Raw genomic sequence first — 15869 nt, forward strand, 5'->3', positions numbered from 1 at the left:
GCTTAGACCTCCCGTTTAAATTGGCGAATAAAATTAACAAGCAAGGCAAGTGCAATAATGCCCAACGCTGCAAGTAAGGGTAAATAAAACAAGGAGACTTGCGGGCGGAATGTTTGTTCATCACTGCTGATAGGCTCCAGTTTATCGAGCTCTTTATAGATTTGCTGAAGCCCTGCGACATCCTTCGCTCTAAAGTAGAGACCACCGGTTTGTTCTGCAATGCGTTTTAGTAAGCCTTCATCTAGATTACCACCACTCATTCCGCCCATGTTAAATAAGCTAAAACCGCGAGGGTTATCGGAACCTACGCCTATGGTGTACACTTTTATTCCCTCTTCACGGGCAAGTAACAGCGCGTCATCAGGGTCAAGGTTGCCAGCAGTGTTTTGGCCATCTGTTAACAACACCACAATACGGTTACTTTCGTCTTTATTGGCAAACCGTTTTACCGACAGCCCTAAAGCATCACCAATCGCTGTGGCACGGCCAACTAACCCAATTTGGGCTTCGCTGAGCATTTGGCTTACTGTTTTTACATCGCGGGTTAGTGGGGTTTGTAAAAAGGCGGTATCACCAAATAAGATCAGTCCTAAGCGGTCGCCTTGGCGTTGCTCTATAAAGTCACTGAGTACCGCTTTTACCATGGTCAGTCGATCAACATATTGTCCTTGATACGCCATATCTTGCTCTGTCATCGAACCTGATAAATCAACTGCCAGCATGATATCGCGGCCTTCATTTGGTAAGGTAATTGGTTCATCAAGCCATGTTGGATTGGCAATAGCGATAACCAATAGCGCCCAAATTATCCACTCGACTATCGATACCTTGCGGCCGTGGTCTTGTGCGGCTTGATTATTAAGGCCTAACTTAGCAAATCCAGGGATACGCAAACGCAAGTTACCTTGTTGCTTTAGCGGCTTTAAGCGGCTTAATAACCAAGGTAAAGGTAATAAAATAAAGCACCATGGCCAGCTAAACTCAAACATTAATAGACTCCTTGAGTTTAAAATTATTGATGGCATGGCGTAATTTTACACCCAGCTCGGCATGGTTATTGTCTGGTTGATAAAGTTGCATTAATTCATCATAGCTAAAGGTGTCGCCGCTAAGCTGTGACAAACTCTGTGACCATTGTGCCACAGGCTGAGCAGCTAATTGTTCTGTGTAGTAGTGACGTGTTAAGCGTTTTAAAATGATATGCAGCGCCTGCACGTCGTCATCTGCGAGTGTGCGACTTAGTTCAATAGCCTGTTTTTTGGCTTTTTTAAATTGGTTATTTTTATATAACTGCACCAAGCCAATAATCAAAAGCACACAGACTATTGAGATTATTAGCCACCAAATAGGCGCAAGTGGCCACCACGCAACCTCTGCGGGTGCAATGACATCATGTAAGCCATCGAGCGGATTTGTTTGCATTGTTACTTTCTCACTAATTGCAGCTCAAGCGGTGTGGCTGCACTGAATGAAATTAAACTCAGCCCCGATTTCTGTAAGCGTTTTAGTCTTTGAGTAAAAGAGTGCTCGGCTGATTTTGCGAAGCGTTCACGGAATTGTTTGTCCATTAATGGTAGGGCTAAATCTTGGCCATTAGCAGACACAGTGACGGTTTGCTTAAATGCCGGCAGCTGATGCTCAAACGGGTCACTGATATGACAACCAATTAGTTCGCAGTGTCTACTGAGCATTTCAAGCTGTTTAAAGCTTGCTTCATCAAGAGCATTAAAGTCTGAGACAATATACACAAGGCTTCCTGGCTTTGCTAAGTGATTTAATCGTTTGAGATTATCGCTGAATAAGCTGGAAGCTGTTTTGTCGATATTGTTAAGTGCGTTGCTGTGAATATCGCATAAATTATGGCAAAGCTTTAATACTGCTTTTTCACGTGATGTAGGTTTTAGCTCATGATGGCTGTGTTGGTTGAACACCAAACCACCTATGCGGTCACCTCGTTGGCAGGCCGACCATGCTACCAGCGCACTGATATGCGCAGCTTGCACCGACTTTAATAATAACCGAGAGCCAAATAGCATCGAGTTTGAAAAGTCAGTAAAGACAAAAACAGGACGCTCTTTTTCTTCTTGAAACAGCTTTGTGTGGGTTTCGCCAGTACGTGCTGTTACACGCCAGTCGATAGAGCGTATATCATCACCAGCTTGGTAATGGCGCACTTCGGCAAATTCCATCCCACGCCCCTTATGAGGCGCAAGATATTGCCCAGCTAAGCTGTTTTTGATTTTTACTTTGGGCGCAAGTTCAAGCAAGCGAGCCTTAGCTTTGTAATACATCAACTCTTTGAGTGATAAATTAACGCCTTGACTATGACTTGCAGCTAACCACGCCGCTGTATCAAATTGGCTAGACATAGTTTATGGCACTGCAACCAATTCTAGGATGCGACTGATAACGTCATCCTTACTAATACCATCGGCTTGGGCTTCGTAGCTTAAAATGATGCGATGACGTAACACATTGTGAAGAACCGCTTGGATATCATCGGGGGCAACAAAGTCGCGACCTTCAAGCCATGCATGTGCACGGGCACATTTATCAAGCGCGATTGTGGCACGCGGACTGGCACCGTATTCAATCCAGCGGCCAAGTTGTTCATCAAGTTCTGATGCTTCACGGGTTGCAACAATTAATTGCACTAAGTACTTTTCAAGCGGTTCAGCAAGGTATAAGCCTAAAATTGCTTTTCGGGCGGCAAATAATTCGCTTTGGCTAATTTGCTCTGTACTCGCTTGTTTATCAGAAATTGCTTCGCCACGCGTCAGACGCAAAATATCAAGCTCATGCTCAGCGCCCGGGTAATCAATGCTTAAGTGTAATAAAAAGCGGTCTAGTTGTGCTTCTGGCAGAGGGTAAGTCCCTTCTTGCTCTAATGGGTTTTGCGTTGCCATCACCATAAACAAGTCTGACAACGGGTAAGTGTTTTTGCCAACGGTTACTTGGCGTTCTGCCATCGCTTCGAGCAATGCAGACTGCACTTTTGCAGGAGCACGGTTAATTTCATCAGCCAAAATCAGGTTATGGAATAACGGCCCTTTTTCAAAGACGAATTCGCTTGTTTGCTGACGATAGATATCGGTGCCTGTGACATCTGCTGGCAACAAGTCAGGGGTAAATTGAACCCGTTGGAAACTGCCTTCAACGCCTTTAGCTAGCGCGTTAACAGCACGCGTTTTAGCAAGTCCTGGCGGGCCCTCAACCAATAAATGACCATCCGCTAAAATAGCGATTAACAGTGCTTGAGTTAATTGAGGTTGGCCGATAATTTGCGTGTCTAAGTATGATTTTAATTGTGAAAATGCGTTAACTGCCATAATAAAAAGACTGTCCTAAAAGCGTGAGTCAAAGTTCATTTTTGTGAAGCGCCAATAAACACTATTCAGTGCCGATAAATTATCCAAGCGATACTGTGATTGGGGCGCTATCAACAAGTTATAAGGATTCAAAAGTCATAACACAAGTGTTAGACAGAAAATCCTAAAATAGTTCGTTATTTTTTAAGGATTTTTAGCCTAGCATATAAATGGTGCTATTTTTTGTAAATAGGTCGAAAAAAGCCTATGGTTGGTAACTTACTATTGGCATTCATACACGGGTTGTTTTAGAATCAGGAAAAACAAACAGGTCAGACCTGTCAGCGGGAGAGCATAAATGTCTGAGCAAAACATACTTAAAACAGCAAAGGGCGATCGTATCGCTATCGTTAGCGGCTTACGAACGCCATTCGCAAAACAAGCCACAGCATTCCATCATGTACCAGCCCTTGATATGGGCAAGTTAGTTGTCAACGAAATGCTTGAGCGCCTTAACTTCGATAAATCTGAAATTGATCAATTGGTATTTGGGCAAGTAGTGCAAATGCCAGAAGCCCCTAATATTGCCCGCGAAATAGTGCTTGGTACCGGTATGCCTGTCTCTGTTGATGCGTATTCGGTATCACGTGCGTGTGCAACAAGTTTCCAAGCAATTGCCAACGTAGCCGAGTCAATTATGGCGGGGTCTGTGCAGGTTGGTATTGCTGGCGGTGCTGATTCATCGTCTGTATTACCAATCGGTGTGAGCAAAAAATTAGCGGGCAGCTTAGTTGATTTAAACAAGGCGCGTACGTTCGGGCAGCGTTTAAAAATATTCTCTAAATTGCGTTTAAAAGACTTAATGCCGGTACCGCCAGCCGTTGCGGAATACTCTACAGGTTTATCTATGGGTCAAACAGCTGAGCAAATGGCTAAAACGCATAACATTAGCCGTGCTGACCAAGATGCACTTGCACACCGTTCACACACGCTTGCGAGCCAAGCATGGGCCGACGGTAAATTAAAAGACGAAGTGATGACGGCACACGTTGCACCGTATAAGAGCTTCATCGAGCAAGATAACAATATTCGTCATAACTCAAGTATTGAAGGTTACGCTAAATTAAAACCAGCCTTCGACCGTCAACACGGTTCAGTGACGGCGGCAAACTCAACGCCATTAACTGATGGGGCCGCTGCGGTGCTTATGATGAGCGAAAGCAAAGCAAAAGCACTGGGTTACAATATTTTAGGCTATGTCCGTAGTTTTGCGTTTTCGGCAATCGGTGTGCACGAAGACATGCTTATGGGCCCAGCCCATTCAACACCCATCGCGCTTGACCGTGCGGGCATCACATTAGCTGATTTAGATTTAATTGAAATGCACGAAGCATTTGCAGCGCAAACACTGGCAAATATGAAAATGTTTGCATCAGATAAGTTTGCCCAAGAAAAGCTGGGTCGCAGCAAAGCGATCGGCGAAATTAACATGGACAAGTTCAATGTGTTAGGTGGCTCACTTGCTTACGGTCACCCATTTGCGGCAACAGGTGCGCGCCTGATCACGCAAAGCTTACATGAACTTAATCGTCGCGGTGGCGGCCTTGCTTTAACGACTGCCTGTGCAGCGGGTGGCTTAGGTGCAGCCTTTGTATTGGAGAGTGCGTAATGACAGATTCAGTATTTAGTTTATCGGTAGGTGATGACGGTGTTGGCGTTGTGACAATTGATGTGCCGGGTGAAAAAATGAACACCCTGCGCAGTAGTTTCGCAGAAGATTTAAAAACACTCTTAAAAGACGCACAACAACAAGCTGTTAAAGGCATGGTATTTATTAGTGGTAAAAGCGATAACTTTATTGCCGGTGCCGACATTAAAATGCTTGATAGTGCAAACAGTCGTGAAGATGCATTAGCGCTGAGCGAGATGTGTCAGCAAGCGTTTTTCGATATGAAAAAACTACCATTCCCAACAGTCAGTGCCATTCATGGTGCGGCGCTTGGTGGGGGATTAGAGTTTGCATTAGCGTGTGATTATCGTGTCTGTTCAGACAGCGACATCACGAAGCTGGGTTTACCCGAAGTACAACTAGGCTTATTACCTGGGGGTGGGGGTACTCAGCGCTTACCTAAATTAGTTGGCCTGCAAAAAGCGCTCGAATGGATGCTAACAGGTAAACAAGTACGTGCAAAACAAGCGAAAAAAACAGGCTTGGTAAATGATTGTGTTCCGCACAGTGTATTACTTGAAGTTGCAAAAGAGTTTGCCCTTAAAGGGAAAGCGAAAGTAAGCAAGCCTAAATTAGACCGTTTGAGCCAATTGTTAGAGTCAAACCCGTTTGGCCGCAATATTATTTTCAAAAAAGCCCAAGAAAATGTGCTTAAGAAAACAGGCGGTCATTACCCTGCGCCTTTAGCAATTATTAAAGCCGTGCGTGCGAGTGTTGAACTTGATCAATTAAAAGCATACAAAACAGAAGCAGAAGGCTTTGCAACGCTTGTTATGAGCGACGAGTCTAAAGCGTTGCGTGGTATTTTCTTTGCAACCACTGAAATGAAAAAAGAGTGGCGTAATGATGACGCACCAGCCATTAGTAAAGCCGCAGTTCTTGGCGGCGGATTGATGGGCGCGGGTATTGCCCACGTAAGTGCTGTTAAAGCGGGTGTGCCTGTGCGTATTAAAGATGTGGCTGAAAAGGGCATTAGTAATGCAATGAACTACAGCTACAAGATTTTAGACAAAAAGCAAAAGCGCCGTATTTTATCAAAAGCCGAGCTGCAACAAACCATGAGCCGTATTACAGGCACGACAGATTACAGCGGCTTTAAACACATTGATATTGTTATTGAAGCTGTGTTTGAAGATTTGGCACTTAAGCAAGGTATGGTGGCCGATGTTGAGCGTGAGTGCCAAGACACCACGATTTTTGCAAGTAATACATCGTCATTACCGATTGCACACATTGCCGCTAATGCTGCACGCCCAGAGAATGTAATAGGATTGCACTACTTCTCACCTGTAGAAAAAATGCCATTGGTTGAAATAATTCCTCACGCTGGCACGTCTGAAGACACCATTGCGCGCGTTGTTAATTTTGCTCGTAAGCAAGGTAAAACGCCGATTGTGGTGAAAGACATGGCGGGTTTTTACGTAAACCGTATTTTAGCGCCGTATGTAAACGAAGCGGCTAATTTACTGCTTGCGGGTGAACCTATTGAGAAGATTGACCAAGCGCTTGTTGAGTTTGGTTTCCCTGTGGGTCCATTAGCTTTACTTGATGAAGTTGGCATTGATATTGGCTCTAAAATTGCGCCAATTTTAGAAAAAGAATTGGGTGAGCGTTTTAAAGCCCCTGATGCCTTTAATCGTTTAATTGATTCTAAACGTTTAGGTCGTAAAACGGGACGTGGTTTTTATCTTTACGACAAGAAAGATAAAAAAGTGGATGAGTCAGTTTACGAGTTATTGGGTGTGACTCCTTCGCCACGTCTAAATAAAAGCGAAATAGCCAAACGCTGTGTGGCACAAATGCTAAATGAAGCGGTACGTTGTTTAGATGATGGCATTATTGCCAGCCCACGTGACGGGGATATTGGGGCTATTTTTGGTATCGGCTTCCCACCGTTCTTAGGCGGCCCATTTAGCTATATGGATAAGCTAGGGGCGGCGCAAGTGAGCTCTGAAATGGCAACATTTGCAAACTATAACCCTATTTTTACGCCATGCGATACATTAAAGGCAATGGCTGAGAATAAGGGGCGTTTTTATCAAAGTGCTGAAGAGTCTGTTGTTGAACAACAGGAATCACACCTAGACCCTGTCGAAGTAACGAAAGAAGTGGTTGAAGATGAGCAAGCCTTAGAAGAGCCAAATGCTGAAACAACTAAAAGTTAAGCTGCGTAGTTAACGAGTGACTTTATACTAAAAGCCCTGTTCCTATTGAACAGGGCTTTTTTGTTGCTGTATTGGCTATAAGTTGTATTTAAAGTAGGGGAGTGATTTGCTATAACAGACTTTATTTAGCAAACGACTAATCACCATGACTCTCACCACTGCGCGATTAACTTTAAGACCTTTAAATGCCGATGACTGGCCATTATTTTATGCATTACACAACGATATTGATGTGATTGAAAAGTGCTTTGATAAACCCTCTGAAGCACATGTACGCGCTAAGTTTAATGAACGCTTAAAGCCTTGGTCACCAGGTGGCAATACGCCGTTGTGTTTGGTGATAGTCGAAACCTGCACGGGCAAAGAAGTCGGGGTGACAGGGTTTACGTCATCCACTGTGCCAAATAGCCAAGAAGTAGGCTATTTGCTACTGCCAAACTTTCATGGCCGTGGTTATGCTACTGAGTCATTAAAAGTGGTGCTTGATTATGCTATTCGCGAACACCGCGTTTGTGAATTTAAAGCCGTGGTCACTGAGGGCAATGTCGGTTCAGAAAAAGTGCTGGAGAAATGTGGTTTTCAGTTAATTGAAAAACAGCCTGATGCTTATATGATAGGGGGTATTTTGTATACCGATCATCATTTTTACTTGAATCGCACTGATCACACCCTGTGATCAGTGCTGATGTAACTAGCGAAGAGGTTAAAGGTGCATCTCAATCGCTTTTCTGTCTTTTTCAGGCATGTTTGCGACCACTAGATTAAACGAATTATCAATCATACGTTCAATCTCCCCTTGTGGTACTGTGCCATCTAAAATAACGGTATTCCATAAACGTTTATTCATGTGATAACCCGGGACCACGGATGGGAAAATATCTCGCAATGCTTGGGCTTCATCAGGATCGCATTTTAAATTTAACCACCAAACAAGGTTACCTTCATCGTCAATTTGGCCTTCTTTTCCCTCTACGAGAGTGGCAAACATTTTATGGTTAACCTTATAAACATCGACATCTTGGCCAAATGGTTGGGTGATCATCACCAATGGCTTTTTCATTAAATATTCGTGTACTGTGTGTTGATTCATGATCCAATCCTTGAAGTCATTTTTCGTAGTTATAAACATAGCAGAATTTTTAAGTTTGGAGATATCTATTTTTATAATTTGCTGAAAACTAGGATAAATAATGCGGGTGATGGAAAACTGCAAATTTTTATTGAACAAAAGCCATTACGTGGTAAATTTCTGTCATCAAAAAACGATAGGAATACACCCATGCCTAAGGCAAGTGAAGTAAAAAAAGGCGCAGCGATTGAATACAATGGCCGTGTTTTAGTAGTAAAAGATATCCAGCGTTCTGTGCCGCAAGGTCGAGCTGGTGGTAGCTTATACCGTATGCGTTTATACGATGTTGTTACTGGCGGTAAAGTCGATGAGACGTTTAAAGACAGTGACATGTTAAAGCTTGCTGATTTGACGCGTCGTGAAGCAATGTTTTCTTATATTGATGGCGAAGAATATGTGTTCATGGACAATGAAGATTACACGCCTTACAACCTTAATAAAGACGCAATTAGCGAAGAAATTTTATTCGTTAACGAAGAAACACAAGGTGTGCATGTCATTGTGATTGATGGCGTGCCTGTTGGTATCGATTTACCTTCAAGTGTTGAACTTGTTGTTGAAGAAACTGACCCTTCGATTAAAGGTGCCTCTGCGAGTGCACGCTCGAAGCCTGCGCGTTTAACTACTGGGTTAACGATTCAAGTACCAGAGCACATTTCAACGGGCGATCGTATTCGTATTAATACTGCTGAACATAAGTTTATGGGTCGAGCAGAAAAATAATTATCTGTCATCTGTAAAAGCCGACATTTATGTCGGCTTTTTTGTTAAGTTAAAATTAGGGCTAAGTTCACTTTAAACATCAGCCTATGTTCCTTTTTTTAGGCTAAAAGGCATTGAAAAAAGACAGGAAAACGCGCATCATGGTTTACTTAACTTATTGCTTTTTAAGGTTCTGCCCTAATAAGCAAAGACGATAATAACGACTAGTAGTAGATTGCATGTTAAACCACGGATTGGAAAACAGAGAGTACGTTAAACTCCCAGAAGGTGTTGATATTGCTATAACACCAGCAGGTGTTGTGGCGCGTAGTTACGCTTATATTATCGATCTTATTATTCGTGGCTTGATCCTGCTTGCCATAGCAACGCTCTTTTCTTTTTTTGGAGACGCAGGCGAAGGCCTTGTTCTTATTGCCTACTTTCTTATATCTTGGGGATACAACATCCTTTTTGAAATGGAAAATGGCCAGACCCCCGGTAAAAAACGCCTCAAAATACGTGTAGTACAAGACAACGGTTTGCCAGCGAGCTTTTCGCAAATAGTGGTACGCAACTTATTACGTCCTGCAGATATGCTGCCTATTGGTTATTTTTTAGGACTCATCGTGATGATGTTTAATACGCGATTCAAACGGATCGGCGATTGGGCAGCAGGCACCTTAGTTATTTATGATGATGAGCTGCAAGAGCGCCCATTACTGCCTAAAGGTGATGTGAGCATTCCTGCTGTCAGCTTGACGACCGAAGAGCAATTAGCGGTGCTTGCTTTTGCTGAACGACACAATGAGTTATCCGCTGCCAGACACCTGGAGATTGCCACTATACTTGCTGAGCCTTTAGCCAGTAATGAAACCGATATTGAGGAGCAATTAGCCAGTTATGCCCGTTATTTTGCTGGGCAACTACACGATAATCATGACCACTCACACGTGGAGAGTCAGCAATGAAACAAACCCAATTTGTAAAATCGAACACACAAAGCTGGGATGAATTCAAAGCGTTATGTGAAATGGAACGTTCAGAGTCGTTGCCCAATCATTTTCCAAATCTGTATCGCAAGATCTGTAATGATTTAGCCATCGCTCAAAGCCGTCAATACAGCCCCATACTCGTTGAACAAATAAATCGTTTAGTGCAGTTAGGCCAAAAACGTTTGTATTTGTCTCGTAGCAATCAGTTTTCTGAGCTATGGCATGTCGCACGAACAGCGTTTCCTCGGGCTCTGTATGAAAACCGTGTGATGTTAGCTGTTAATTTGCTGGCTTTTTGGAGCTTAGCTTTAATTGCCTTTATTTGGGTAAGACTGGACCCAGATGCAGCGTATACTTTTCTAGGGCAAGGTACGTTGCTAAACATAGAAAAAATGTATGACCCAAGTGGAAGTGTGCAATCTGCTGAGCGGGGAGCATCACAAGATTTATTAATGTTTGGGGTGTATATCTACAACAATATAGGGATCGCATTTCAAATGTTTGCAGGGGGAGTGTTGTTTTGTGTAGGAGCTGCATTTTTCTTGTTATTCAACAGTTTTTATTTCGGGGCCATTGCCGCACATATTGTAAATGTTGGGTTTGAAGGACCGTTTTTCTCGTTTGTTATCACCCATGGCTCTTTTGAACTGACAGCGATTATCATTGCCTCTGCAGCAGGGTGCCGAATTGGCTACGCACTCCTTAACCCTGGCCAATTCACGCGTGCTTATGCCATAAAACAAGCCGCACAAAAAGCTTTGCCCTTAATTGTAGGGGCCTTTTTAATGCTGGTGATAGCTGCTTTCATAGAAGCGTTTTGGTCTCCGCGCGATATTGCGAATGAAATAAAATATACAGTGGGCAGTGGGTGTTGGGCGTATGTGCTGTATCGTCTCTATAAGGGAATGCGTTATGGAGCTTAATCGCCTGAGTTTTAACCCTCGTAAACGTGATGCTTACGAAACCTTTGATTTAACAGTGTTATTAGTTAAATCGCACTTTTTTTCTTTGTTTTTTATGTATTTATGCATGGCCTTACCACTATTTATAATTGTGGGCGTGTTACTTAATTGGAGCTGGAGTGCTTTTTTAATATGGTGGCTTAAACCTTTATTCGAGCGCCCGATACTCGATTACATGTCAAAAGCGGTTTTTAATCAACCGGTCTCGATTACCCACAGTTTAAAGTCGTTAAAGCAATTAAAGTTGGCAGAGATGCTAGTGCATTTAAGTGTCTTAAGGTTCAGTCCTAATCGTGCTTTCTTGGCGCCAGTTGAACAACTAGAGCAACTGTCTAAAGAGCGAAAAGCGAAGCGTAAACAGCTGTTGTTCGCTTCAACAAAACCCAAACAAACACTTTGGATGCTATTTTGTGTCCACTTTGAATTTATTTTGTTGATGGGGTTTTCTGCATTAACGATTGCATTAGTGCCGTATTCATTTACAGCTGAAGAAGCGATGTATCAGATTTTTGAGGCCCCTGAATGGTTAGAAATTGCCTTTAATGCTTTATATATAGTAAGTATTGCACTCGTTGCGCCTTTATTTGTCACGGGGGGCTTTTTAGCTTATTTACACCGTCGAGTTGAGCTTGAAGGGTGGGATATTGAGCTTGCTTTTAAAAATATTCGCGCACGTCTAAGCGGTGTATTGTGTTCACTGGCACTGCTTTTCTTATCCAGTGTTACTATTGCTCCGTCTGCCAGTTACGCCGATGAAATTGATAAACAACAGGTAAAAGAGCAAGTCACAGCGCTTTATAATGAACCTAATGTGATAGAGACAGAAACAACGTGGACGCCTATTTTTGAACCCAAAAAAGCCTCATCGAGTGACTTATCATGGTTATTTAATATTTTTGAAGCCATAGGGCAGGTTTTTGGTGTATTGGGATGGGTGTTAGTGGCGTTATTAGTCATTTGGTTAGTCTATTACTTAATGAAAAAACGCGGTTTTTTTGCCAATTTAAGCCTGCCTGAACGTGCCAGACATAAAGAAGAGCCCGTGATCCCCAGTTTGTTTGCTGAAATTAAAGCACAGGATTTACCTACAGATTTAATTGCCTCGGCATTGCGTTGTTTTAATGCAGGGCAACACCGTTTAGCGCTGGCTTATTTGTTACATTACTCGCTTAGTTGGGCGCAGCAGCAACATCAAGTGAGATTACATCGCTCAATGACTGAGCGTGAATGTAAGCGTGCGATAGATGCCAAAGTACCGACGCATATACACGATATTTTTACGCGCTTGTTTACAGCGTGGGTGAGTGTTGCTTGGGGGCACCAAACACCCGATCTTGATTTTATTGCTCTTACAGAGGAAATAAAAGCAATGACAGCCAGCAAGGAGGAAAGTACTCATGAAGCTTAAATATGTACTGATTGCTGGTTTGGTATTGCTTGGTTTTATTATTGTTGCGGGGGTTGCGTCGCTGGAGTGGGAGAAAAAAGAATTCGAAATAGGTTTTCACTCTGATGTGGCTAAAGATAATTTCACCATGGCGCAGCGATTGTTAAACGCAAATGGCATTAAATGGCTTAAAGATAAACACCTCGCTGCACATGCCGATAGCGAACAAATACGCATTGACCCACACACTATTTTAATTGTCGATGAAGCGGTGCTTGCCGATTCGTATCAGTTAGATCAGCAGCTCGCTGAATGGGTGGCTGAAGGTGGGCGATTGGTGTATGTATTAAATCGACAGCGCGATGAGTTGGCACTTGATAATACATTGTTTTTTAATCAACTAGGGATCACCGTTTCAGCGAAAGACAGTGCCTTTGACTATGACTTTGCAATGCTTAAAGAAGGGTCTAAAAACAGCACCTTGGCTATAAATGAAGACACCGTGTTAGCGCTTGAACTAAGCCGTGCATTTACGATTGAACATTGCCCAGGTGTCAGCACAAACACAGAACAGGGCGATACTGTTATGTGTGACCTCGCTTTTGGGCAAGGCCGCGTTATTGTAATGCCGTCATTGGCACCATTTACAAACTATCGATTACGCCACCTTGACCATGGCAGCCTCCTACTTTGGCTTAGCAAAGGGGCTGATAAAGTGACATATGTTCCTTATTTAACATACCCTAATTGGCTGGCAAAAATATGGCACTGGAGCTGGCAGTTTGTTGTGAGCCTTTTATTATTGGTAGTGTTTACAGTGTGGCATATCAGTAGTCGAATTGGTCGAGCCTATGCCCCTGACTTCGAGATTAAAACCAGTTTTAATGCGCATATTCGTGCGGTGGCTAATTTCTACATGCAACACGGACACGAAGCGTATTTATGGACAGCGCTTCGTAAAGACTTTAATGCAAAAGTAGAGATGCGAGTACCTAATTTTAAAATGTTAAGTGATGATAAACAGGCACAAATTATTGCTAATTTAACGCACTTCGACAAACAACAAGTGACTCAGCTGCTTGTAAGTGAATTACCCACGTCACGCGAGCAACGATTAGAATATATCAAACGATTTAAACAATTAAGGAATGCATTATGAGCACGGAACTGGAAAATAAACGCATGAGCTTGATAGATGCCGCGGAGGCTGTAAAACAAGTAAAGCAAAACATTTCACGTGTCCTCGTTGGTCAAGATGCCATTGTTGAAGATGTGCTAACCGTTTTATTTGCAGGTGGTCACGTACTGCTTGAAGGTGTGCCAGGGCTTGGCAAAACGTTACTGGTTAGGGCATTGGCAAAAAGCTTAAACGTGGATTTTTCGCGCGTACAGTTTACGCCTGATTTAATGCCATCAGATGTTGTTGGTCATAGCTTATATGATATGAAGTCGGGTGAATTCAATATTAAAAAAGGACCCGCCTTTACCAATATTTTATTGGCAGACGAAATTAACCGTGCACCCGCAAAAACCCAGTCCTCATTACTTGAAGTGATGCAGGAGCAACAAGTAACGATTGATGGTGAATCGCTTTCTATCGATTCTCCTTTTATGGTTTTAGCAACACAAAACCCGCTCGATCAAGAAGGGACTTACCCGTTGCCTGAAGCGGAATTAGACCGATTTATGATGAAAGTTGAATTGGGTTTTCCTTCGCATGAAGCGGAAGTTGAGTTGTTAAAACTTAACACCAAAGTGGTGTCGAATGAATCAACGGTTGAGCAACTGCCTGCAGTACTTGATGCCGCGCGTATTAGTGAAATTAAGCAGCTATGTGCAGATAGGCTAGTTGACGAAAAAATTCTTAATTATGCTGTCGATATTGTTCGTAATTCACGAACTTGGCAAGGTGTATTGCACGGCGCAGGTTTACGAGCATCAATAAACCTGATTAAGGCTGCAAAAGTAATCGCATTGATGAATGGGCGCGATTTTGTGATCCCAGATGATGTAAAATCAGTCGCCCCTAATATTTTAAGACACCGTTTGATCTTATCGGCTGATTTAGAGTTAGAAGGGGTGTCGTACGACGAAGTTATCAATGCCATATTAGCCAGTGTTGAAGCACCTCGCTCATGATTCGAATTAAGCTTAGACCTGCCAAACGCCTTGTTTTACTGCTATGTGCAGTCGTGCTGATGGTGCTTGTCTGTGCTATAGCTGAGCTTGGAAGCGTAATAATGACGGCGTTATTATTGGTGCCTGTCGTGATTACATGGATTGACTTAATGTTGTCAAAGTCGCAGCCGCTGTTATCAACAGAATTGTCGACGAGCCAAAATATGGCATTGTATCGTTGGCAGCCAGTTCAGCTTACTATCAATAACACCGCTAAGCAGCCCCAGCTTCTCGATGCTAGTCTGCATTTAAGTCAGGCCATAGAGCTTGCTGAGCCGCAACAGACGGTATTTTTAACAGCGATGCAGCAAGCACAGCTGAGCTTTAATATTCGTGCTCATAAACGCGGTGATGCTGACATAACCGCTATTGAGCTCAGAGTTGGCTCGTCTTTTGGGCTGTGGCAATCTAGCTGGTTAGTCAAGCAAGAGACTCGGTTAAAAGTGTACCCTGATTTTAGTCGTGTAACCTCAAAGCAACACCTTAATGGCGTAACCAATAAGCCAATTAATGGCTTAAAGTTAACCAAAAAGCGGGGTGAAGGTATTGAGTTTCATCAATTAAGGGAATACCGGCAAGGTGATAGTGTTAGGCAAATTGACTGGCAAGCGACCAGTAAACGTCGTAAATTAATTTCTCGTGAATACCAAGAAGAGCAGAATCAGCATGTGATTGTGATGCTTGATGCATCTAAAAAAATGGCGATTGAAGCAAACGAAGGCACTCACTTTGATCATGCATTAAATGCACTTTTATTGCTCGCTCACACTGTGTTAAAACAAGGTGACTGGTTTAGTATGCAAAGTTTCAATCAAGCCTTGCGTTGGTTACCAGATGTTAAAGGGGCGCAGAATGTCTCGCGGGTGATGAATCATTTTTATGATTTATACCCCGATAATAGCAGCAGTGACTATTTAGTTGCGGTTAATCAACTTATTGCTAAGCGAACTAAACGCTCTTTAGTGCTCTTGGTGACAACGTTAGATGAGCAGAGTATTGATGAATTGCTCCCAGCCATAAAAATGCTGCAAAAGCACCACCTTGTAGCGCTTATCAATATAAATAACCGTGCAGTGGCTGAGGTACTCGATGAGCCAATCGAGAAGTATGAAGATGCAACTAGTTATTGTGCGGCACTTGCTTTACTTAATGCACACAAAGCCAATATGGCAAAGCTTAAAAAGCAAGGTGTCATCGCTATTGATTGTAAGCCTGTGCAACTACTGCCACATGTGTTGAATACGTATTTAAATGTGAAGCACTCAGGTGCTCTCTAGCAGGAATAAAAAAGGCATTGAATTCAATGCCTTTTTTACG

The 15869-nt window shown here is 42.9% G+C and carries 15 protein-coding genes; 10 read left to right on the forward strand and 5 right to left on the reverse strand.

Translation table 11 applies throughout. The features are described from left to right. Nucleotides 1–2: 2 nt before the first annotated feature. The 4 genes from IT970_RS04885 to IT970_RS04900 are packed head-to-tail and all read right to left on the reverse strand — an operon-like array spanning nt 3 to nt 3329. Nucleotides 3–989, reverse strand: a complete 987-nt coding sequence (locus tag IT970_RS04885) for a vWA domain-containing protein (protein ID WP_074988661.1) — start codon at nt 987–989, stop codon at nt 3–5. Continuing rightward, nucleotides 982–1422 carry a DUF4381 domain-containing protein gene (locus tag IT970_RS04890; RefSeq protein WP_074988660.1) on the reverse strand — a complete coding sequence of 147 codons (441 nt, stop codon included), beginning with the start codon at nt 1420–1422 and terminating at the stop codon, nt 982–984. Before IT970_RS04890 ends, IT970_RS04885 begins: the two co-directional genes overlap by 8 nt. Nucleotides 1423–1424: 2 nt before the next feature. Continuing rightward, a complete protein-coding gene (locus IT970_RS04895; protein ID WP_036969983.1) occupies nt 1425–2369 on the reverse strand; it encodes a DUF58 domain-containing protein in 945 nt (314 codons plus the stop codon). Between the two features lie 3 nt (nt 2370–2372). Next, complete coding sequence (locus IT970_RS04900; protein ID WP_036969980.1) at nt 2373–3329, reverse strand: AAA family ATPase; 957 nt, start codon at nt 3327–3329, stop codon at nt 2373–2375. Nucleotides 3330–3666: 337 nt separating this feature from the next. Here IT970_RS04900 and fadI point away from each other — a divergent pair, with 337 nt between their 5' ends. From fadI to IT970_RS04915, 3 genes are all read left to right on the forward strand, one after another. Then, on the forward strand, nt 3667–4977 hold the full coding sequence (gene fadI, locus IT970_RS04905) for an acetyl-CoA C-acyltransferase FadI (RefSeq protein WP_036969977.1): 1311 nt from the start codon (nt 3667–3669) through the stop codon (nt 4975–4977). Beyond that, on the forward strand, nt 4977–7202 hold the full coding sequence (fadJ, locus tag IT970_RS04910; protein WP_180311435.1) for a fatty acid oxidation complex subunit alpha FadJ: 2226 nt from the start codon (nt 4977–4979) through the stop codon (nt 7200–7202). The genes fadI and fadJ overlap by 1 nt, the downstream gene beginning before the upstream one ends. Before the next feature lie 145 nt (nt 7203–7347). Next, entirely contained in the window at nt 7348–7878 is a 531-nt protein-coding gene (locus IT970_RS04915; RefSeq protein ID WP_196857648.1) for a GNAT family N-acetyltransferase, read from the forward strand. A gap of 27 nt (nt 7879–7905) precedes the next feature. On the opposite strand, the gene IT970_RS04920 is transcribed toward IT970_RS04915, so the two are convergent. Continuing rightward, on the reverse strand, nt 7906–8292 hold the full coding sequence (locus IT970_RS04920; protein WP_118844102.1) for an MmcQ/YjbR family DNA-binding protein: 387 nt from the start codon (nt 8290–8292) through the stop codon (nt 7906–7908). Nucleotides 8293–8481: 189 nt separating this feature from the next. Between IT970_RS04920 and efpL the strand changes: the two genes are divergently transcribed. The 7 genes from efpL (at nt 8482) to IT970_RS04955 (ending at nt 15829) form a co-directional block, all read left to right on the forward strand. Beyond that, entirely contained in the window at nt 8482–9054 is a 573-nt protein-coding gene (gene efpL / locus IT970_RS04925) for an elongation factor P-like protein EfpL (protein WP_196857649.1), read from the forward strand. 218 nt (nt 9055–9272) lie between these two features. Further along, nucleotides 9273–10001, forward strand: a complete 729-nt coding sequence (locus IT970_RS04930; protein WP_074988658.1) for an RDD family protein — start codon at nt 9273–9275, stop codon at nt 9999–10001. Next, nucleotides 9998–10948 carry a stage II sporulation protein M gene (locus IT970_RS04935; RefSeq protein ID WP_196857650.1) on the forward strand — a complete coding sequence of 317 codons (951 nt, stop codon included), beginning with the start codon at nt 9998–10000 and terminating at the stop codon, nt 10946–10948. Before IT970_RS04930 ends, IT970_RS04935 begins: the two co-directional genes overlap by 4 nt. After that, nucleotides 10938–12395, forward strand: a complete 1458-nt coding sequence (locus IT970_RS04940; protein WP_182396195.1) for a hypothetical protein — start codon at nt 10938–10940, stop codon at nt 12393–12395. The genes IT970_RS04935 and IT970_RS04940 overlap by 11 nt, the downstream gene beginning before the upstream one ends. Continuing rightward, nucleotides 12385–13533 (forward strand): DUF4350 domain-containing protein, encoded by a 1149-nt coding sequence (locus IT970_RS04945; protein WP_118844105.1) that lies wholly within the window; start codon nt 12385–12387, stop codon nt 13531–13533. Before IT970_RS04940 ends, IT970_RS04945 begins: the two co-directional genes overlap by 11 nt. Then, the gene (locus IT970_RS04950; RefSeq protein WP_196857651.1) at nt 13530–14513 is read left to right on the forward strand and encodes an AAA family ATPase; all 984 of its coding nucleotides are present in this window, start codon (nt 13530–13532) and stop codon (nt 14511–14513) included. Before IT970_RS04945 ends, IT970_RS04950 begins: the two co-directional genes overlap by 4 nt. Continuing rightward, nucleotides 14510–15829, forward strand: coding sequence for a DUF58 domain-containing protein (locus tag IT970_RS04955; protein ID WP_196857652.1), 1320 nt, complete (start codon nt 14510–14512; stop codon nt 15827–15829). Before IT970_RS04950 ends, IT970_RS04955 begins: the two co-directional genes overlap by 4 nt. Nucleotides 15830–15869: the final 40 nt, after the last annotated feature.

The organism is Pseudoalteromonas sp. A41-2 (assembly GCF_015767615.1).
In the GTDB taxonomy this organism is placed as follows: domain Bacteria; phylum Pseudomonadota; class Gammaproteobacteria; order Enterobacterales; family Alteromonadaceae; genus Pseudoalteromonas; species Pseudoalteromonas lipolytica.